We start from the raw sequence: 20,266 nt of genomic DNA, 5'->3' as shown, positions 1-20,266 counted from the left end.
ATCGGTTATCTAACTGGATGCAGCTAGAGTATAGAAAAAACATCAACTTGTCTTTATGACTCTTCCTATTACTTTGATAGACAGATCTAGCTGTAAGTCGCTTACAAAGAAGAATCTCTTACAAAGAAAAATCGATAATAAAGAAAATATCGCAGGCAAAGAAAAAGGCTAAGGTCGAAACCTTAGCCTTTCTAATGATTTTAGGATGAGTGATGAATCACTCCAACAAGATTACTTCTTCTTGTTGTTAACCCAAATACCATCTTCCAATTGAGCCTTAAGCTCTGGGAAATCATCCGCATCGAACGTGGGTACTTTACCTGCGTCTAATTGACGGTTGTAGTCTTTCGCTAGCTTAATCACGATACCCGACAGCAAGATGATCGCTACCAAGTTCACAATCGCCATTAGGCCCATCGATACGTCAGCTAATGCCCATACCGTTGGCAGTGTCGCGAGAGAACCGAACATAACCATACCCAGTACAACGATACGGAACAGCACTAGGCCCTTCTTGTTGTTGTGCTCTAAGAAGATAAGGTTTGTTTCTGCGTACGAGTAGTTTGCAATGATTGAAGTGAAAGCGAAGAAGAAAATCGCTACCGCTACAAAGATACCACCCCATTCGCCGACTTGTGCTGTTAGTGCACGTTGCGTTAGTTCGATACCCGTTACTTCACCGTGTGGTACATACTCACCAGACATCAGGATGATTGCTACTGTTGCAGAACAGATAACAATCGTGTCCATGAACACGCCTAGCATTTGCACATAACCTTGTGATGCTGGGTGCGGTGGGTAAGGCGTAGCAGAAGCTGCTGCGTTTGGCGCAGAACCCATACCCGCTTCATTCGAGAACAAACCACGTTTGATGCCGTTAATCATCGCTTGTGCGATTGCGTAACCTAGGCCACCCGCTGCTGCTTCTTGCAGACCGAATGCACTCTTGAAGATAAGAGCCAGAACTTCAGGCACTTTCTCAATGTTCATTAGCATTACGTAGATAGCGATAGCTAAGTAAGCCAGTGCCATAATTGGAACAATGATTTCTGCAGTGCGAGCAATCTTACGGATACCACCGAAGATAACGAATGCAGAGATGATTACGATACCAACACCAACGTAGCTGCGCTCAAAGTCGAATGCCGTGTTCATTGCGCTTGCAATCGCGTTCGCTTGAACCGCGTTGAATACAAGACCGAATGCAATGATTAGGAAGATAGAGAATAGAACCCCCATCCAACGCATACCTAGGCCTTTCTCCATGTAGTATGCAGGGCCGCCGCGGTAGTTACCGTCGTTATCACGCGTTTTGTATAGCTGTGCCAGTGTGCTTTCTGCAAACGATGTTGCCATACCTAGCATGGCAATTAGCCACATCCAGAAGATAGCGCCAGGGCCACCAGCGGTTAGTGCTACAGCAACACCAGCCATATTACCCGTACCGACACGTGCTGCTAGACTAGTACAAAGTGCTTGGAAAGAGGAGATACCTGCACTGTCTGCTTTACGGCTGTTTCTAAGAACAGAAAACATGTGGCCGAAATGGCGGAATTGAATGAAACCTAGTCGTACAGTGAAGTAGATACCCACACCAACGAGTAAGTAAACTAAGATAGATCCCCAAAGGAGATCGTTCATCAAATTGATTAAGTCTGTCACGTGAACCTCGTAATTGAGTTTAAGCACCGATCTTGCTTCCTAGCCTTCCTCTAGATCACCTATGCCAGTGTCAATAGTTGTGTCGGCATTAGATTTATATTTATTTGTTGCGATCTAGATTGTAAATGTCGCTTCATGCATCCATTTTACGTATCGGTGTATTTTTTGACGGGCGGATAATGCAGCGAGACGGCCTAAAAATCAATATGAAAATAAACGCACATTAAAATGACATTTCACTAATAATACACCTTTTGTTAACACAACTTTCAACAATAGCGCCTAATAAAAGTCACATTGTCGGGACATAATATCAACAAAAACTAAGGCACCATAAAAACAAAAACACCATCCTGTAAAGATGACACCAGCCTAGGTTTTACAAGGTATAGTGAAGATCTGTGTTTTTTTCTAGGGTAATGAGATCCCTATACTACACAGCACAATGCGCACTTAAATGCACTATAGTCAAAATGCTATTCCATTTGCACAATGAATTAACATTCAATCCCCCCTAATTTATTCGTTTACTTAAGTTTGTTTGCTTGTTTTTTGTACACGAAAATCCCCGAAATGTGTGAGCATGCATAATAAAACAGAACAAAAACTTCATGCATTTGAAACAAATGAGAAACAAATCAAGGTTATTGTGAACTTAAATATGATATTTAATGGTTCGTAAGAACGAATCCCACGGAAGGAGATATGCTTATGGATAGCTTTCAATTCGATGAATTATCAGAACTAGAAATGCCTCGTACCACTCAAAAAACACGCTCTAAACCACTCAAACGTAAATGGCGTGAAATTGAGGCAATCAATGATCGTAGACAGCTTGAGAAAGAGCTTAGAGAGATGAACCTAGGTCTCGATTTTAGCCTTGACGATATAAAGCTTTAATCAGCACGATAAGAAATCAGATAGCAAAAAGCACCTGTAATAGGTGCCTTTTTTATTTTATGAGGTATTTAATCCGCTCAAAGCATCATTTGGGAACTAGCCCTCTAATATAGAGAGCATCTAAAATAGTCACGCTTCAACATGACAACTGGCTAAACGCACTCTTGTTCATTCTGTCGAATGCGAGCCGCGAGTTGGCGGTACTCATCAGCAATTGTCTCTCCAAAGACAGGGTCGTCTTCAGGTTGAAGCCATTGAGACTCCACCTCTTGCCAATCTTTAACAGTGAACGACTCAACAATCATTGGTAACACATGCTTCTCTTCATATTCCATGTGTTTTCGTTGAGCTTTAACAAAAGCTTCAAGCTGCTCAATAAATACTTGTTGAGGAACCACCGCATCTTGAAGGATCATATCGACCACACCTAAAAAGTCCGCCGTTTTCTCAGAAAGCAATTGATGCTCCAGTTCCAAGTCTTCAATCACTTGATCACTGCCATATTGCTTTAGGTAGTAACGATAAATAACATCTTCTTTCGGGTGATGCACCTTGTCTGAATGGTTCATCAGATAATGAACCACCTCTGCGATCAGGCTATAGTTTATTTCTCGCTCTTGTTTTAGAAGCTCTAACTTATTGTTGAGTATCGCGAGCAAACGAGCCATATAGCCATGCTCTCGTCTTATCCTTTCAATCATCATAGTATTGCACTCCATTACACCTACTGTTTATAAGTGTATACGAAGATGCTGATTTATGATTTGACCCTGCTCAGAAAACCACCAACCTATACTTATGTTGGTAAACGCCAGTCGATAGATTGTTGATCCATAGAAGAAAGTAGCTTGTTGGTTGTTGAGAAGTGCTGACAACCGAAGAAACCACGGCGTGCTGATAATGGTGATGGATGAGGTGCAACCAACACATGGTGCTTGTCTGCATCAATCGCTTGGCCTTTCTTCTGGGCGTGTGCGCCCCACAACAAGAAGATGATCGGTTCAGAGCGCTGATTGAGCTCTGCAATAATGGCATCGGTAAAGGTTTCCCAACCACACTTAGCATGTGAGTGGGCTTTTGCCTCTTCTACTGTAAGGACAGTGTTCAACATCAACACCCCTTGAGATGCCCAAGAATCGAGGTAGCCATGACTCGGGATCTCAAAGCCCTCTATATCTTGTGCAAGCTCTTTGTACATATTACGTAGAGAAGGAGGGATTTTTACACCTGGCAGTACAGAAAAAGCTAAGCCATGAGCTTGGTTAGCGCCGTGATAAGGATCTTGCCCTAGGATAACCACGCGTACGGACTCGAAAGGCGTCATATCGAAGGCACTGAACACCTGCTCTTGAGGGGGGTAGACGGTTTTCCCACTATTGCGTTGCTGTTCAACAAACGCGAGGACACTCTGAAAGTACTCTTTGTCACGTTCATCATTAATAATGGATTCCCAAGTCTTTGGTGCGCTCATCGTTTTACTTCCCAATCATCAAGGTTTCTAGGGGCTTTCGCCAGACAAAAAATAGCTGTATCGGCTAACTGTCCTAAATAAGGCTTTAGGGCGTGTTGACCTTTCGTGGTTAAATTTTGTTCGAGATAAAAGCGTTTTAATCGCGGCGAGGGAGAAGTAGCATAGTCATTCTAAGCAAATCTCCCTCAACAAAGAGTAAAACGCTTTTAGCCGAACCCTCCGGGCAGCGTTTGCTGGTCATTTCTACTGCGTTAGCGGCTTCTCATGTAGGCTAGCTACACGTCAAAGCCTCTGCCTTGTATAAATACCCAGCAACTCGCTGCAAAAATCAGCTCGAAAGATCAACACGCCCTATTTATACCTCATACAGCTATCAATAAACATGATGTGTAGGGTTCACTTGTTGATGAATCATAATAATCAGTTCAAGTTGTGTTTATCTCGATTAACCACTTTTCTGCTGTGTACGGTGGTGACCGTGGTTATGCACATGACGGTTTGGGGTTGGTAAACGGCGAGCAGCAGAAACAGTTGAAGTTTGGGCTTGTGAATACATAAAGGCACCTCCTCTAAGACATCGTGAACTACATATTCACTTTAATACTATGAAAGAAAGGTGCCAATTATTAGAAATAGACGGAAATAAATTTCCCCCTCTATTATTACGCTTCTTCGTTCACTGCCGTTGCTGAGCGATGGAACATTCTAAGTTGTTGAATTTCCTCTTTCCAGATCGTCGAATCAATGGTTTCCAAGATAAGAGGAATACCATTAAAGCGAGAATCCGAGGCAATATACTCAAAACAATCCCAGCCAATCTCGCCTTTTCCTAAAGAATGATGTCGATCGACTCGACTCGCGAACTCAGCTTTTGAATCATTGATGTGCATTGCTCTTAGATAGTGCATGCCGACAATGCGGTCGAACTCAGCAAAAGTATGCTCACATGCTTCTTTTGTTCGTAGGTCATAACCGGCTGTAAAAGTATGGCAAGTATCTAAACACACGCCGACGCGTGACTTATCTTCTACTTGGTCGATGATCTCTGCTAGGTGCTCAAATCTCCAACCCAGATTAGTCCCCTGCCCTGAGGTATTCTCAATCACGGCAATTACATCAGGCACCGCTTGGTGAGCCAAGTTGATAGACTCAGCGATTTTGGCCAAACATTCGCTTTCTGAGATTTTCTTCAAATGACTCCCAGGATGAAAATTCAAAAGCGTGAGTCCTAGTTGGTTACAACGCTCCATTTCATCAATAAAAGCCGCACGTGATTTCTCTAGCTTCTCTTCTTCTGGTGCTCCTAGGTTAATAAGGTAGGAGTCATGAGGAAGAATATTCTCAGCACTAAAGCCCAACATCTTACAGTTGGCTTTAAACGCACTAATGGTTTTCGCTTCTAGCGGCTTTGCTGCCCACTGTCTTTGGTTTTTGGTGAACAGTGCAAAAGCATTGGCGCCAATCTCTCTTGCGCGTATTGGCGCCTGATCAACACCGCCCGCAGCAGACACATGCGCACCAATAAACTTAATATTAGTTTCAGGTTTTGAAGATGAATTATTGTTTGTCATTAAATCACTTTACACTTTCAGGATGCTTAATAATTAAAGGGTCGTATCACTTACAGGTCAATAAAAACACAACAAATGTAGTAAATTTACAACAAATTCCACTGTTAAATATTTTTTATACTTTAAAATATTTTGTAATTACTTTGTTTCAAAGGTTTTATTGATTTAACTCAAAGTAATCACCTTGAAAAAAATGAGGTTTTTGTTTGTTTTTTGACTTAAATCAATATTAAACTACCACAAACTAGGTATATATTACTCAGCTCAATAAAATTCGAAAGTTAACACCATAATCAAACCACATAAAGTGGACTAGGAGATAGTTATGATCCAAGGTATTCAAATTACTAAAGCAGCAAACGACGACCTACTAAACTCAATCTGGCTACTAGACAGCGAGAAGAACGAAGCTCGTTGTGTTGTTGCTACTTCAGGTTTCGAAGCTGACCAAGTTATCTCAGCAGCAGACCTAGGCGAGTACGAAAGCCGTGAAGTTGCTATCGAAGCAGCACCACGCATCGAAGGTGGTCAACACCTAAACGTTAACGTTCTTAAGCGTGAAACGCTAGAAGATGCCGTTGCTCACCCAGAGAACTACCCACAGCTAACTATCCGTGTATCGGGTTACGCTGTACGTTTCAACTCTCTAACTACTGAACAACAACGTGACGTTATCGCACGTACGTTCACTGAGTCTCTATAATTTTTAGAGCTTGAATTAGAATACAAAAACGGCGCTCATTGAGCGCCGTTTTTATTTGTTCAACAATACCGGTGTAGGTTACGGTTGAACTCGACGAAGCACTGCTTTTAGCGCTTCAAAATCGTTATCTAGATCTTCAGACAACAACTCCATCACCGCGTGCTTAGCCAGCGGGCCAGGAAGTTCAATGTCAGTACCTAAGATGTCATCAACCACTTCTTTGAATTTAGCCGGGTGTGCCGTACATAAGAACAGGCCTGTCTCATTCTCTTGCAGTTGCTCTTCCAATAGACGGTAAGCAATCGCACCATGAGGTTCACACAGGTAGCCTTGAGCTTTTAGGTCGCGCACTGATTCAGCACTCTGCTCATCAGATACTTTACCTTTACCCAAAGTATCCAGTCCCCAACCTTTCAGTTGGCAAAGCTCTTCGATACGTGGCCAGTTGTTTGGTTGGCTCACATCCATCGCGTTCGATGTTGTCGCAACGGTTGGCTTTGGATCCCATTGACCTGTTTCTAGGTAACGAGGAACCGTGTCATTTTCATTGGTTGCTGCAATGAAGCGTTTAACTGGTAAGCCTAGCGCTTTCGCTAATAGACCCGCAGTTAGGTTACCAAAGTTACCACTTGGTACAGAGATAACCAGATTTTCACGTTGCTCTTTGGTTAGCTGAGAAGCCGCCTCAAAGTAGTAACAGATCTGAGCCATCAAACGGCTGATGTTGATTGAGTTTGCTGAGTTCAAGCCAATCTCTTTGCGCAGTTCAGCGTCGTCAAACGCGTCTTTTACTAGTGCCTGACACGCATCAAAATCGCCATCAATCGCGACAGTATGAATGTTCTTACCTAGCGTACAGAATAGCTTTTCTTGCAGTGGGCTGATCTTGCCTTTCGGGTATAGGATAACAACGTTGATGTTTTCCATACCGTAGAATGCGTGTGCAACCGCAGCGCCAGTATCACCCGATGTTGCCGTTAAGATAGTGATTTGACCACCATCAGAAACCGCAGCCAAAGATTGAGCCATAAAACGGCCACCGAAATCTTTAAATGCTAACGTTGGACCGTGAAACAGTTCAAGTGCGTAAACGCCGTCTTTCACTTGGTTGATCGGTGCTGGGAATTGGAATGCCGCATCCACTAGTTGATCAATCTGTTCCTTTGGTAATTCATCACCAATTAGAGCAGAAAGAATCTTTGAACTACGAGGGACAAAGTCCTCTGCAAGTAGTGCATCGATGTCATCGAACTTAGGCAGCTCTGATGGGAAAAATAGACCTTGGTTACGGCCTAGACCTTGACGAACGGCTTGGCCAAAAGAGACTTGCTCATCGTTTTCTTTGATGTTGTACAGCTTCATAACTCACTTCCTGTAACGATCGAACCTTGTTTATCTAAGCGACAAACGTGGACGAATCCTTCTTCATTTTGTACGTAATTTTGTTCTAACCAGCGTGCAACACGCTCGGCGACATCTTGTTCTTTGCAAATGCTAAATAGCGTAGGGCCACTACCAGAAATTCCAGTAGCTAATGCTCCTGCTGACGTTGCATATTTACGTGCATCAGCAAACCCTGGAAGCAGTTTCTCACGATATGGTTCAGCAATCACGTCTTTGATCATCTTAGCGGCTAGCTCCGGCTGACCAGAGTGACAAGCATGAATAAAGCCCGCTAAATGACGACCATGGGCAATCACATCTTGACGGCGATACTGAGAAGGCAAGATCTCTCGTGCTTCGGCCGTTGAAACCTTGATGCCCGGATACGCCATTACCCAATACCAATCGTCAAAACATGGAACCTCTTGGCTAATAATGCCAAGCTCTTCCAACATTAATTGCACACCACCAAGGTAACATGGCGCTACGTTATCGTAATGTATGCCACCTGAAATCTTACCTTCCATTTCACCCATCAGAGCAAGCAGTTCAGTTTCATTCAACGGTTGGCCATGAAAACGGTTCAAGGCATCAAGCGCTGCGACAATTGAACATGCACTTGATCCTAAACCAGAGCCGATAGGCATGTTCTTCTCTAGCGTCATCTCTAGAGACTTAACTGAGATACCTTTCTTGTCTAACTCGCGAGAGAACACAACCCAGCAGTCGTAGACAATATTTTCTTTGGTTTCAGTTGGCAGCTTAGAAACAAAGCTGCCTGCTGTTTTTAGCGAGAATGGTTCATCACCGGCTTTAACCATTACTCGGTCACCAAGCAATGTGCCATCCACTGGAGACACAGCGGCCCCCAGCACATCAAAACCTACACTGACATTGCCGATTGATGCAGGAGCATAAACGACAACATCCATATCACTTGAACTCATTCCTAAACTCCTAATTTCCAACCAAGAGTACGCATCACATCAGAGAATACGCCTGCTGCTGTAACTTCAGTACCTGCACCGTAGCCACGCAGAACGAGTGGGATTGGCTGGTAGTAACGGCTGTAGAATGCCAGAGCGTTCTCGCCATCTTTAATCTTAAACATTGGGTCATCGCCATCAACAGCTGCGATACGAACCTTACATTTACCTTCAGCGATCTCACCCACATAACGAAGTACTTTGCCTTCTTCTGCTGCGATAGCTGACTGCTCTTTGAAGTATGCATCCGCTTCTGGCAAGCGAGCCATGAACTCGTCAACTGTACCTGAGTCATCAAAACCCGGTGGCAATGCTTGGTCAACTTCAACATCTTCAAGCTCAAGTGCCATACCCGCTTCACGAGCAAGAATAAGCAGCTTACGCGCAACGTCCATACCAGACAGATCATCACGAGGATCCGGCTCAGTGAAGCCGTTATCTTTAGCAATGTTGGTTGCTTGGCTGAGTGTCATACCCTCATCAAGCTTACCGAAGATGTAAGACAGTGAACCAGAAAGAATACCGTTGAACTTCTCAAGCTCATCACCTGCAGAGATTAGGTTCTGTAAGTTTTCGATTACCGGTAGACCTGCGCCTACTGTTGTCTCATACATCAACTTACGACGAGAGTTACGCGCCACTTCACGAAGCTGATGGTAGTAAGCCATGCTTGCTGTGTTGGCTTTTTTGTTTGGTGTTACAACGTGGAAACCAGCCGCTAGGAAATCTGCGTATTGTCCTGCAATACCTTCGCTAGACGTACAATCAACCAACACAGGGTTGATGATGTGATTACGTTGAACAAGTGCAGCTAAACGCGCTAGGCTGAATTCTTCAGTCGCACTCGACATACGGTCACGCCACTGCTCTAGCGGTAGACCATCGCTATCTAGCAGCAAGCCTTTGCTGTTTGCTAAACCACACACGCGAATCACGATGCCTTTTTCAGCCAGTTTGCCTTGTTGACGTTGGATCTGGTCAACAAGCTCGCCACCAACACCGCCAACACCGACAACGAAGACGTCAAGGAAGTGCTTAGAATTGAATAGGTTTTCGTGACACGCTTTGATTGCTTCTGAGATTTTATCTTCAGGGATAACAGCAGAGATAGCGCGCTCTGAAGAGCCTTGAGCAATAGCAACGATGTTAACGTTCACTTCAGCTAAAGAAGAGAAGAACTGAGAAGCAACGCCACGTGATGTACGCATACCGTCACCCACCAGCGTCACAATCGCAACATCATCCATGAACTCAACGGGCTCTAATAGGCCATCTTTAAGTTCGAGTTCAAACGCATCTGATAACACTTGCTTCGCTTTCACTTTGTCAGCCGATTCAATACAGAAGCTGATGCTGTACTCAGAAGAAGATTGAGTAATAAGAACGATAGAAACGCCTGCAGAAGACATCGCGCCGAATACACGACTCGCCATGCCTACCATGCCTTTCATACCTGGGCCTGATACGTTAACCATCGTTAGGTCACTTAGCGTAGTGATACCTTTGATCGCCAGGTTATCTTCGCCAGTGTCTTGGCCAATCAAAGTTCCGGCACCCTGTGGGTTGAAGCTGTTTTTGATCAGGCATGGAATATGGAATTGTGCGATAGGTGCAATTGTTTTCGGGTGTAGAACAGAAGCACCGAAGTAAGATAGCTCCATCGCTTCTTGGTAGCTAAGTGATTTAAGAAGACGGGCATCATCCACTAAGCGTGGGTCACAGTTGTAAACACCATCGACGTCAGTCCAAATCTCACAGCAATCAGCACGTAGACATGCCGCTAGAACTGCAGCTGAGTAGTCAGAGCCGTTACGGCCAAGCGTTACTAGCTCGCCTTTTTCATTACCAGCAGTAAAGCCCGGCATGATATTTACGTGACCTTTAGGAAGCGGTGATTGGCGGAAGTTCTGAGTTGAAACATCCACATCCACCATAGCTTCAAGATGATCACCTTGAGCATAGAGGTATTCCACAGGGTCAATCAGGCTTGCTGGTTGGCCTTTCGCTTCCAGCACCGCTTTCATTAGCTGGATTGAAACTCGCTCACCTTTACTAATGATACGAGCATTTACGTGATTCGGGCACATGCCCAGTAGGTTAATACCATTCACGAACTGCTTAAGTTGAGCAAGAGAGGTATCGACTTGCTCTTGAAACGCAGAGCCATCTACTGACGGCAATACCGCTTGAATCTCTGCAAACAGCACAGAAAATGATGATTCGATCTCTGAAATCTGTGTGTCAGCTTCACCGTTTTTCAGTGCAGCTTCAATAACAGCGACCAACTTATTGGTTGTTTTTCCTGGAGCCGATAGTACAACGGCTAGCTCTTCTTGCTGGGCATTATTAGCGATGATATCAGCCGCTCGTAAAAAACGATCTGCATCAGCTAATGATGAACCTCCAAACTTTAAAACGCGCATCCCTTTCTCCATAAGTCATAAAAATGGTACAAAAAAAGGCCTGTATCTTGTTGGATACAGGCCTTTTTTTTAAAATCCGTTACTTAGCAGCCTGCCCCAACAATGTGAATGTCGGTAATAATAATGGTGGTGGTCATTACTAGGTGGCTTACATGCTGCATATCAAATTCTCTGCTTGTGCTTTACTCTACGTGTATCAATTTTTACTACTATGCGTCAATGAAAAGTTGCGTTTTTTTTACATTCACACCGTTTTTCAGAGCAAACCTTCATTTAAGAGATAAAACACCCTGCATCAACCTGCCATTCAGAGACTGGATTAACTCATCAAACAAACATAAGTAATCAGTTGCATATATAGTCATAACAAAATGCTCTATCGATAGTACAGCGAACATACAAGTCCTGTGCTTTAATTGAACAATAACGTTCGAAAAACAATAATAATGACATCAGGAGTGGGAAATGAAGAGATTACTTATTCTTTTAGTCTTTGCTATGCCTGTCGTTTGTTCAGCGAACAGTTTACCGCTACTGAGCAGTTTGCCTTTGCTCCCCAGTCAAATCGATAGCTCTGCCCATAAGTTTTTTATCTCCACGCAAAGTACATCGAGTGAAAGCTTTGATACGTGGACAGTAGACAGTGGTTATTCTTATAGCTTGTTTTCTGATGTGGATCTTTATGTCGGTACACGAATCAACACTGCTGCACTGAAATATGAGAGTGGATTCTTGAGTGGTGTTAGTTATCAGTTTTCCGAAAGAGTCTCTTTCAACAGCTCTCTACACACCTATAACAATGAAACCGAAGACAGTGAGAAATCGGTAGCCGCAGAGCTTTCCAGCCGCGTGCAACTAACCGACAATCTAGATATGCATGCCACCCTTGATTATGAAGAGTGGCAACGCGGTGTTGAAGTGGGATTGGGCTTTCGTTTCTAATCTATCTCACTTCTTGATTGATAAGCCCGTTAAGATTCAATCAACAATTCCGTTGAAATTAACACACCATTCCAATCGGCATAAATGTAATCACCGGGCTGAATCAGTTGATTGTGTATAGAGAGCGTCACATTCACTTGCCCAACACCGTGCTTCTCGGTTTTAAATGGAGAGGCTCCGAGAGCTTGAATACCAAGATCCATCTGCGCCATCATCGCAACATCACGCACCGCACCATTCACAATGACGCCTTCCCAACCATTTTCTATGGCTAGAATAGCCAATTGGTCGCCAAGTAACGCTTTTTGACACGAGCCATTACCGTCTACAACGAGTACTTTGCCGCAGCCATCGGTCTCTAAAACCTCACGAACCTTGGAATTATCGTGATAACAACGAACTGTTACAATTTTTCCCCAGAACGCACCACGCTGGCCGAAGTTCTGTAATGGCATATTCAGTAGCGTGACTTTGCTTTCAAACTCATCACATAAGTCAGGTGTTATATCGTGCATATATCCTCCGTGAGTAAGGCAAACCTATTAAGTCAGGTGAGCCTCTATGCTTTTATATATTATTAAAATTAATCCTTTGTTTTCATTGCTCTATGCCCAATTTAATACGAAATAAAAGTTGATTGAGCATATTTATCTACTAGACTCTAAGGATAGCTTTCAGCTTCCTTGGTTCATAGTCCGGTCTTTAGCAAGCAAGATGTGCGAAACATCTCGAATAATCATTCTTATTTTGGTGCTAAATAGTCACCATAACATTGGTTAAGTTGTAGCCATACTATTAAAGTTTGTTGCGATACGGCAATTGATGTAAATCAACAAAGTGAATGGAATTAACATTCTCGCGTTGTTAGCATGCTGTTAACATTATAGAATCCTCTTAAATCACTAAAAGAATGATTGAAAGGCGTACTGGATCTACGTTATTGGGCAATACTTCAAGGAAGGCAGATAGCTGGAAGTAAGTGTTTTTTTGAAAACTTTAAGTTATCATCAAAAATACATTACCTGTATGTTATGTTTTGCCTAGAATTTATTCTATTAGCACAGTTTCGTCACAAATTTAGGTACCGCCAAATGCAAACCCCGCAGATTCTTATCGTTGAAGATGAGCAAGTAACTCGTAACACTCTAAAGAGTATTTTTGAAGCAGAGGGATATGCTGTTTTTGAGGCTAGCGACGGTGAAGAGATGCACCAAGTGCTATCTGATAACCAAGTTAACCTTGTAATTATGGACATCAACCTTCCAGGTAAGAATGGCCTACTACTTGCGCGTGAACTACGTGAGCAAGCAAATGTAGCGCTTATGTTCTTAACTGGTCGTGATAATGAAGTTGATAAGATCCTTGGCCTAGAAATCGGCGCTGATGACTACATCACTAAGCCTTTCAACCCTCGTGAGCTGACTATCCGTGCACGTAACCTTCTTAACCGTTCAATGAGCACAAGCTCTGTTCAAGAAGAAAAGCGTAGCGTTGAGAAGTACGAGTTCAATGGTTGGGTACTAGATATCAACAGTCGTTCTCTGGTTAGCCCAGATGGCGAAGGCTACAAGCTACCTCGTTCAGAGTTCCGTGCTCTACTTCACTTCTGTGAGAACCCAGGTAAGATCCAAACACGTGCAGACCTTCTTAAGAAGATGACTGGCCGTGAGCTTAAGCCACACGATCGTACTGTAGACGTAACAATCCGTCGTATTCGTAAGCACTTTGAATCTGTTTCTGGTACACCAGAAATCATCGCGACGATTCACGGTGAAGGCTACCGCTTTTGTGGTGACCTAGAAGACTAATTCGATTCGCGCTTCTGGCCGTTTAGTTCTTGCCGTCGATTAGCACTTCTAAACCGATAGCACTCTAACCAGTTAGTACTTATAAACAGTTAGTACTTCTAGCAATCGAAGCGTGAACAATCGTTATTAAAAAGGGAGAATGCCAACGCATTCTCCCTTTTTTATTGTTCATTGTTCGCTAAGGTTTTAGTAAACCGTATCTACCTTCACGTCTTTCTCGACTAACCACTTCACGGTTTCGCCATCTTTGAGTTCAATCGCAACATCAACAGGCTTATCACTGTCGATCTCTAACTGCCATACAAAAGCGACTTCCCACTGCGTTTCACTATGTGTTCTTAAATCTAGATCGTCAGCAGTTACCAACAAGGTATCTGCACCCTGTTTAACCGTCACACTCTCAACCGCAAGTGTTGCTGGTAATTGTGAGTCAGACTCTAGGTAGATAGCACCATGCAAAGTCTTATCTTGAGCCTCCCCAATCGTAGGCATTTTGTTGTGCCACAGGTTGCTTTTCATTGTGACTGTCGCTGCAGATACTTCGACTTGATTATCTTGCTGCCATTCTACTTGTGGCGCAGAACAACCCGCTAATGCTACTACACATGCGGCAAATGCTAATTTTTTCATCATTCTTCTACCTTTGATTTAACCAACTCTTTAAGACTTCAATATCATTTTGGTATTCGTTATTTATTTCATCAACCCAATCTGAAATGTTCTCCCACCACGCAGGCATATCTGGAGATTGAGCTTTCTGAGCAACTTGCTGTATGCGTTTCAGGCCAATGGAACCTGCTGCACCTTTAATCTTGTGTGCCTCAGAAACGATACTGTCTTGATCTTTCGCAACCATATTGGAATTCAATATTTCCATATATTCCGGCATCATATCTTCAAACATCACGATACTATCCAAAACAGGTTTCGACCCGACAATGTCAACATAAGACTCTAGCATATCAATATCAAGCAAAGTGGTATCAATCGTTGAAAGAGCCGGCTTACTCGCTGTTACTTTCTCAACACCTGCTACTTTTTCAACATCCTTTACTGTATCAATGCCCTCGGCTTTCTCAATAACCTCTGGGGCATCCTCAATCAACTCGCTGATGACATCCTGGATTGCACGAACCGACAGTGGTTTACTGATCGCTTCATCCATGCCTTTCTGGAAATACTCTTGCTTATTGTTTAATACATTCGCGGTTAATGCCACCAAAGGCGGCAATTGGCTATATTTCTCGCGGTAGTATTGGGCAATGTCGAAACCAGTCATATCTGGTAACTGGATATCCAGTAATACCAAGTCATAATCTTTCGGGTTGAAAACGATTTGTGCCTCTTTACCCGTCATTACGACTGTCACTTCATGCCCTAGGCTTTCAAGTAAAGAACGAGCTACTGTGATATTGAGCTCAATGTCTTCGACCATGAAAATCTTAAGGTTGGACTGCTTTCTTGGCGTTTTGATCAAAGCCTGAGTATCGTGATTAACTGGAACTCGAATCGAAATCGTAAAGGTACTACCAAACCCCTCTTCACTGGTGACTTCAATGTGACCATCCATCATATTGATCAGCTGTTGAGATACAGCAAGACCAATTCCGGTACCGACAGCGTGTAAATTGTCTGTTCCCGACTTTACCTGATAGTACATCGCGAAGATCTTCTCGATTTCGCTTTCAGGGATACCAATCCCGGTATCTTCTACTTCCATCGTGATGTTGGCAAAGTCGCCATCAATTTCAGCGCTGACCGTCATCACGACACCACCATCTTTGGTGAACTTCATCGCGTTGCTTACAAGGTTCCACAATACCTGTCTAAGACGAGTACCATCCACCTCAACTGCAGATGGGAGATCGGACAATCTTTCTAGATCAAACCTCAACCCTTTCTGCTCTGCCATTAACGCAGAAATGCTTTCGATCTCAACAACGAAATCTTCAAAATTGATAGGGGTTGGGAATAGCTCAAGCTTACGGCGGTCGAACTTATCCATGTCGATAATATCGTTAAAGATATTACCCAGTGTCACCGCACTCACCTTGATGGTTTGCATCTGCTTACGCTGCTCGGTCGTCAGCTGGCTATCCAATAACATGCGGCTCAAGCCGATGATGCCATTGAGCGGTGTTCTTAGCTCGTGGCTAATGGTTGAGATAAAGGTGGTCTTATCGCGACTGGCTTTCTCTAGTGATTCTTGGTGCTCTTTACGCTCGGTAATATCACGACCAAAACCAACCAAGCCAAGGTGGCGACCATCTTTACTGTAGAAAGGCACCTTACGCAGCTCGAAGTAACTCTTACGTCCATCGGGGTATTCAAGCCATTGGTCATAGGTCAAAGCTTGGTTGTCAGCAAAGACTTTCTTATCGGTTTCAACAACTTGCTGGGCTACCTCTTTGCTGTAGACATCCCAAGGCGTCAAACCAACTAGCTCTTTTTCTGTTTTGCCCGTGAGTTCTTCAACCGCTCGGTTGCAACCTGAAAACACACCATCTTCATTGCGATAATAAATGAGGTCAGGCGAGGCATCGATAAACGAACGCAACAGCGCCGTACGTTCTGCTAATTCAAGCTGAGTTCGCTCACGCTGAAACACTTCGTTCTCAAGATCATGCATTGCTTCTGCACGCGCTTCTTCGGCTTTTTCACGATCTTCAATTTCTTGGTTGAGCTTTTCGATATTGAGTTGCAGTTTATTGTTGAGTTCTTGATCTCGCTCTCGCATGTCACCCAGCTTAGAGACCAATTTAGCCAACCTTTGGCGAGACTCTTCCAGTTGATCGACCACGACTGAGAGAAAATAGACCGCCCAAGGTGTGATCACTAAACCGAAGAAAACCGAACGGACAATGTCGATATCATCAACATTACCTTTGAGTGCGAGGGTGATACCGACTTGTACAACAACAGCAAGGGCAACAAGCGCTAGGGCGAGTAAGATAGAAAAGCGGACAATCCCCAATTTTACGAGCAGATCCACGTAATACTGGGCAAGATTTTTCATGGGTTTCATTTAGCGCTCCACGCGATAAGACTAGCAACATTCTACCTTGTTTGAAGAAAGTAGGTAAGCTAGCTACATCACACGCAGCAAGAGATTAGCGGTAATATCGAAGGTTAATCAACCAATATTAATACTAACCAAGCAATATCAATACTAGCCAAGCCACATAAATATTAGCCAAGTAATATAAATGCTAAACAAGAAAAAGACGGAGTCACTAAGTTACCCATTCTATAAAGTTAGTGAATAGAGTGTGGATGCACTATCGAACGATTTCGACCATCAGATTTCGCTTGATACAACGCACTGTCAGCCAAGGCAACAGCAGACTCCATTTCGTCATCAGGTGTTGGTATATAAGAGACAATACCAATACTCACCGTGATGGAGTCTGACACTGTCGACTTCTCATGAGCTAATCCCAGTTTTTGCACTTCATCATGAATTCGACGAGCGACCATAAGCGCACCTTCTGTGGTTGTGTTTGGGAGAATAAAGCCAAACTCTTCACCACCGTATCGAGCCACGCAATCCGAAGAGCGATTCAACACCTGCTTAAAGGCTTGTGAAACCTGAATCAAAGCATCGTCACCTTGTTGGTGTCCATAGAAATCGTTATAGCCTTTAAAGAAGTCGATGTCACACAGCATAATCGTCAACGGCAATTTCTCACGCACATGATGATGCCACAATGTAGACAGCTGCTCATCGAAGCGACGTCGATTGGATACCTGAGTTAAACTATCCATAAAACTGAGGCGCTCAAGCTCTAAATTGGCTTCTTCAAGTTTCTGCTCGGCGAGGTAACGTTCTGTGATATCACGTGCCATGATCAGTACACCATTGGTACTCGATGCAGGGTCTCTAAAAGGCGACTTCACTACATCATACCAAGTAAACTCTCCATCACTTGAAACCAGTTTGTCGATGTAACGCAACGAGTTACCTTGATGAAGCACTTGATGATCACTCTCTGATACGCGCATATAAATGCTATTTGGTACTACGTCTTGTAGACGTTTACCCACTAAATCACTGACTTCAGAAATACCCAACGCTGCCACAAATGGCTTATTACACGCCTGGTAAACCATGTTTTCGTTGAAGATACCAATCGAGTCAGGGCTCGCTTCCAAGATGTTTTGTAAAATGGTGTCACGTTGTGCAAGTGCAACTTCAGTATCTTTACGCTTTTCCATTTCCCCACGCAGTTGTTGCTGCATGTCATGCCAATCCGTCACATCGTGACTTATCGAGAGCGTACCTATGGTTTCCCCACTTTGCGAGAGCAAAACACTTTGATAGGTTTCAAGGAGACACCCCTTACCATCTTGGTCTGTGGTCCATGAGCGCTCACTGACACGACCTTTTAAGGCACCACTAGACACACTTAAAGTGCCCTCTTCAGGGCGACCATGCCAAAACTTTTTAAACGCTCGATTACTCGCGACCAATTCACCCTTTTGATCGATGACATAGACCAACTCAGATAAAGAATCCAAAGCGGTACGAGCAACATTGAGATCACGAACCTCTTGGGAAATCTCTTCGTTGGTACTTTTATAAGGGGAAGCATGTATCATCCAAGCCTTTCTACTTCTAAAGTGGATCTTACGACCCACCAAGTTGATCTTAAAAGATTCAAATTCAGAAAGAACCCAAGACGAGAGATATTCAAACGTTCGAGAGTTGATGTGATCAGTGAGGTAATGACGAAAACTATTCTCAGCTTCCACTGTTGGAAAACGAAAGTGAGTACCTATTTGGCGGATACCAAGCAACTGCATGGCTTGGCGATTGGCGTACAAGATCTCGCCACTTCGGATGTCAACAAAATAAAGAGGTGAAGGTGTAGCAAGAAGAAGCTGTTCAATATATGACTGGTAACGTAAATAAATATGCCAGCAGATGAGACCTATCAGCAATAGAACAACGATATATATACCGTAGCCATACGCCCTATCCCATAACCAAGTCATTACCAGTTCCATCTGCTCTCAATCTATACTTATAAATTCTGTGAGGGAAATGTTACCACTATTTGTTGGTTTTATCTGCTGTTACCTACAGTCACCCATCCCTATCAATTGGTCGCGTTTAAAACAGGTTGCGTGTACTCGAATGCAAAGCCTGTTTTAATGCCTTGTGCGCCGGTTTTATCAAGCGAACGACCAATCTCAGTCATCGCCAACCAACGGTTCTCACACCATAAAGGGGAGAGTAGTGTCGGGCGTCTCGCCGCAGAAGATACACGATGATAAACCACGTCCGCTGGTGTGCGTTGAATGATCTCACTCGCGATATCAATGTACTCCTCAAGGCTTGGTGCTTCTAGCTTTCCTGCCTTCCAGGCTTTAGCCATAGTACTGCCTTCAACAATATGAAGCCCGTGAAGCTTGATACCATCAGTGCCAGCTGCTAATACCTTCTCTAGAGTTTCAAGGTTATCCGCTTTGGTTTCTTTGGGCAGGCCGACAATAAGGTGAGTACATACCTTGATTCCTAAAGCACGTGCGCGCTGGGTGATCGTTTCATACACAGTGAAATCGTGTCCGCGGTTAATTCGCTTGAGGGTTTTATCATTGGCTGTTTGCAGGCCGAGCTCTAGCCAAATTTCGTAACCTTGCTTAACGTACTCCGCGAGCAGGTCCAGTACTGCATCAGGCACGCAGTCTGGTCTCGTGCCAACACAAAGGCCAACAATCTCTGCTCCGGGTGCTTTTAGAGCCTCTTCATACATATTCTTGAGTACCTGCACCTCAGCGTAAGTACTGGTGTACGCCTGAAAATAAGCAAGATACTTCTTGGCACGAGCGATTTCACCCGCACGATCTGTTAATTGATCAGCAATACTTTGAACTTGAGTTTGTTCATCGGCAAAAGAAGCTACGTTGCAGAAGGTACAACCGCCACGGCCAATTGTCCCGTCTCGGTTTGGGCAACTAAACCCACCGTGAAGTGTCAGCTTGTGAACCTTCTCGCCATAACGACGTTGGAGATCTTGGCCGATAGTATTAACTAACTCGTGTAATTGCATATTTTCAAAGCACTCAAGTAAATAAGAATGAATATCAGTCTTTTTTGAAAAAAAATTACATCCCTGCAAAATTCGACCAATTAGTTTACGCAAGGATTTTTGCGAGCAACCTATCAAATATCAATAAACATGCAAAAAATAAGCTCTATTTGCCTAATGTTGCACATTTGTTAGGCATTAAATTCAAAACAAAACGAAAAAAATGGTCTACATCGGTTAACTTTCATTGCAATTCGCCTAGACAAAATTGTAGGATACTTACACATATTGGCTATTTCTGAATGTTTACTTACATCGAAAACTTGCCAATAAGTCGGTGATATCTAACTCCCACCTATATAAACCACTAGTTTGTGGTTAAAAA

The 20,266-nt window shown here is 43.6% G+C and carries 16 protein-coding genes and 1 other annotated feature; of the genes, 4 read left to right on the top strand and 12 right to left on the bottom strand.

Features of this window, described 5'->3' with window-relative positions:
• Positions 1 to 231: 231 nt before the first annotated feature.
• A complete protein-coding gene (locus tag AB4180_RS12625) occupies positions 232 to 1,662 on the bottom strand; it encodes a sodium:alanine symporter family protein (protein WP_009848420.1) in 1,431 nt (476 codons plus the stop codon).
• A gap of 711 nt (positions 1,663 to 2,373) precedes the next feature.
• Here AB4180_RS12625 and AB4180_RS12620 point away from each other — a divergent pair.
• On the top strand, positions 2,374 to 2,562 hold the full coding sequence (locus AB4180_RS12620) for a DUF3545 family protein (protein ID WP_009848419.1): 189 nt from the start codon (positions 2,374 to 2,376) through the stop codon (positions 2,560 to 2,562).
• Positions 2,563 to 2,714: 152 nt separating this feature from the next.
• On the opposite strand, the gene AB4180_RS12615 is transcribed toward AB4180_RS12620, so the two are convergent.
• The 3 genes from AB4180_RS12615 to nfo all read right to left on the bottom strand — a co-directional run bounded on the left by AB4180_RS12615 (position 2,715) and on the right by nfo (position 5,604).
• Positions 2,715 to 3,266 carry a hemerythrin domain-containing protein gene (locus tag AB4180_RS12615; protein ID WP_012603255.1) on the bottom strand — a complete coding sequence of 184 codons (552 nt, stop codon included), beginning with the start codon at positions 3,264 to 3,266 and terminating at the stop codon, positions 2,715 to 2,717.
• Between the two features lie 92 nt (positions 3,267 to 3,358).
• A complete protein-coding gene (gene ung, locus AB4180_RS12610; protein ID WP_012603254.1) occupies positions 3,359 to 4,033 on the bottom strand; it encodes a uracil-DNA glycosylase in 675 nt (224 codons plus the stop codon).
• A 662-nt stretch (positions 4,034 to 4,695) separates the two neighbouring features.
• Entirely contained in the window at positions 4,696 to 5,604 is a 909-nt protein-coding gene (nfo, locus tag AB4180_RS12605; protein WP_102249737.1) for a deoxyribonuclease IV, read from the bottom strand.
• A 325-nt stretch (positions 5,605 to 5,929) separates the two neighbouring features.
• Here nfo and grcA point away from each other — a divergent pair, with 325 nt between their 5' ends.
• On the top strand, positions 5,930 to 6,307 hold the full coding sequence (gene grcA, locus AB4180_RS12600) for an autonomous glycyl radical cofactor GrcA (protein WP_009848415.1): 378 nt from the start codon (positions 5,930 to 5,932) through the stop codon (positions 6,305 to 6,307).
• A 78-nt stretch (positions 6,308 to 6,385) separates the two neighbouring features.
• On the opposite strand, the gene thrC is transcribed toward grcA, so the two are convergent.
• From thrC to thrA, 3 genes are read right to left on the bottom strand one after another with little or no spacing between them, the layout of a single operon-like run.
• Complete coding sequence (thrC, locus tag AB4180_RS12595) at positions 6,386 to 7,669, bottom strand: threonine synthase (protein WP_017098329.1); 1,284 nt, start codon at positions 7,667 to 7,669, stop codon at positions 6,386 to 6,388.
• The gene (gene thrB / locus AB4180_RS12590) at positions 7,666 to 8,622 is read right to left on the bottom strand and encodes a homoserine kinase (RefSeq protein ID WP_009848413.1); all 957 of its coding nucleotides are present in this window, start codon (positions 8,620 to 8,622) and stop codon (positions 7,666 to 7,668) included. Before thrB ends, thrC begins: the two co-directional genes overlap by 4 nt.
• A gap of 17 nt (positions 8,623 to 8,639) precedes the next feature.
• Positions 8,640 to 11,099 carry a bifunctional aspartate kinase/homoserine dehydrogenase I gene (thrA, locus tag AB4180_RS12585; RefSeq protein ID WP_102249738.1) on the bottom strand — a complete coding sequence of 820 codons (2,460 nt, stop codon included), beginning with the start codon at positions 11,097 to 11,099 and terminating at the stop codon, positions 8,640 to 8,642.
• A gap of 29 nt (positions 11,100 to 11,128) precedes the next feature.
• Positions 11,129 to 11,247: a sequence feature (Thr leader region), on the bottom strand.
• 317 nt (positions 11,248 to 11,564) lie between these two features.
• Between thrA and AB4180_RS12580 the strand changes: the two genes are divergently transcribed.
• The gene (locus AB4180_RS12580; RefSeq protein ID WP_017102981.1) at positions 11,565 to 12,041 is read left to right on the top strand and encodes a hypothetical protein; all 477 of its coding nucleotides are present in this window, start codon (positions 11,565 to 11,567) and stop codon (positions 12,039 to 12,041) included.
• Between the two features lie 29 nt (positions 12,042 to 12,070).
• On the opposite strand, the gene AB4180_RS12575 is transcribed toward AB4180_RS12580, so the two are convergent.
• The gene (locus tag AB4180_RS12575; protein ID WP_017098326.1) at positions 12,071 to 12,556 is read right to left on the bottom strand and encodes a putative 4-hydroxy-4-methyl-2-oxoglutarate aldolase; all 486 of its coding nucleotides are present in this window, start codon (positions 12,554 to 12,556) and stop codon (positions 12,071 to 12,073) included.
• 576 nt (positions 12,557 to 13,132) lie between these two features.
• Between AB4180_RS12575 and arcA the strand changes: the two genes are divergently transcribed.
• On the top strand, positions 13,133 to 13,849 hold the full coding sequence (gene arcA, locus AB4180_RS12570) for a two-component system response regulator ArcA (RefSeq protein WP_004741534.1): 717 nt from the start codon (positions 13,133 to 13,135) through the stop codon (positions 13,847 to 13,849).
• A gap of 186 nt (positions 13,850 to 14,035) precedes the next feature.
• Here arcA and AB4180_RS12565 read toward each other — a convergent pair whose 3' ends face one another.
• From AB4180_RS12565 to AB4180_RS12550, 4 genes are all read right to left on the bottom strand, one after another.
• Positions 14,036 to 14,479: a hypothetical protein gene (locus tag AB4180_RS12565; RefSeq protein ID WP_012603236.1), complete on the bottom strand. Its 444-nt coding sequence runs from the start codon at positions 14,477 to 14,479 to the stop codon at positions 14,036 to 14,038.
• Between the two features lie 7 nt (positions 14,480 to 14,486).
• A complete protein-coding gene (gene arcB / locus AB4180_RS12560) occupies positions 14,487 to 16,874 on the bottom strand; it encodes an aerobic respiration two-component sensor histidine kinase ArcB (protein WP_009848408.1) in 2,388 nt (795 codons plus the stop codon).
• Between the two features lie 230 nt (positions 16,875 to 17,104).
• A complete protein-coding gene (locus AB4180_RS12555; protein ID WP_102249739.1) occupies positions 17,105 to 18,856 on the bottom strand; it encodes a diguanylate cyclase in 1,752 nt (583 codons plus the stop codon).
• Positions 18,857 to 18,948: 92 nt separating this feature from the next.
• Positions 18,949 to 19,902, bottom strand: coding sequence for a TIGR01212 family radical SAM protein (locus AB4180_RS12550; RefSeq protein WP_017100509.1), 954 nt, complete (start codon positions 19,900 to 19,902; stop codon positions 18,949 to 18,951).
• Positions 19,903 to 20,266: the final 364 nt, after the last annotated feature.

The organism is Vibrio sp. 10N.286.49.C3 (genome assembly GCF_041469545.1).
Classification (GTDB): Bacteria; Pseudomonadota; Gammaproteobacteria; order Enterobacterales; family Vibrionaceae; genus Vibrio; species Vibrio tasmaniensis_A.
This window is presented reverse-complemented; position numbering and strand designations above follow the sequence as displayed.

Coding starts and splice junctions, on each gene's coding strand:
- AB4180_RS12620 (WP_009848419.1), top strand. CDS start 2,374: ATGGATAGCTTTCAATTCGATGAATTATCAGAACTAGAAATGCCTCGT.
- AB4180_RS12615 (WP_012603255.1), bottom strand. CDS start 3,266: ATGATGATTGAAAGGATAAGACGAGAGCATGGCTATATGGCTCGTTTG.
- ung (WP_012603254.1), bottom strand. CDS start 4,033: ATGAGCGCACCAAAGACTTGGGAATCCATTATTAATGATGAACGTGAC.
- nfo (WP_102249737.1), bottom strand. CDS start 5,604: ATGACAAACAATAATTCATCTTCAAAACCTGAAACTAATATTAAGTTT.
- grcA (WP_009848415.1), top strand. CDS start 5,930: ATGATCCAAGGTATTCAAATTACTAAAGCAGCAAACGACGACCTACTA.
- thrC (WP_017098329.1), bottom strand. CDS start 7,669: ATGAAGCTGTACAACATCAAAGAAAACGATGAGCAAGTCTCTTTTGGC.
- thrB (WP_009848413.1), bottom strand. CDS start 8,622: ATGGATGTTGTCGTTTATGCTCCTGCATCAATCGGCAATGTCAGTGTA.
- thrA (WP_102249738.1), bottom strand. CDS start 11,099: ATGCGCGTTTTAAAGTTTGGAGGTTCATCATTAGCTGATGCAGATCGT.
- AB4180_RS12580 (WP_017102981.1), top strand. CDS start 11,565: ATGAAGAGATTACTTATTCTTTTAGTCTTTGCTATGCCTGTCGTTTGT.
- AB4180_RS12575 (WP_017098326.1), bottom strand. CDS start 12,556: ATGCACGATATAACACCTGACTTATGTGATGAGTTTGAAAGCAAAGTC.
- arcA (WP_004741534.1), top strand. CDS start 13,133: ATGCAAACCCCGCAGATTCTTATCGTTGAAGATGAGCAAGTAACTCGT.
- AB4180_RS12565 (WP_012603236.1), bottom strand. CDS start 14,479: ATGAAAAAATTAGCATTTGCCGCATGTGTAGTAGCATTAGCGGGTTGT.
- arcB (WP_009848408.1), bottom strand. CDS start 16,874: ATGAAACCCATGAAAAATCTTGCCCAGTATTACGTGGATCTGCTCGTA.
- AB4180_RS12555 (WP_102249739.1), bottom strand. CDS start 18,856: ATGGAACTGGTAATGACTTGGTTATGGGATAGGGCGTATGGCTACGGT.
- AB4180_RS12550 (WP_017100509.1), bottom strand. CDS start 19,902: ATGCAATTACACGAGTTAGTTAATACTATCGGCCAAGATCTCCAACGT.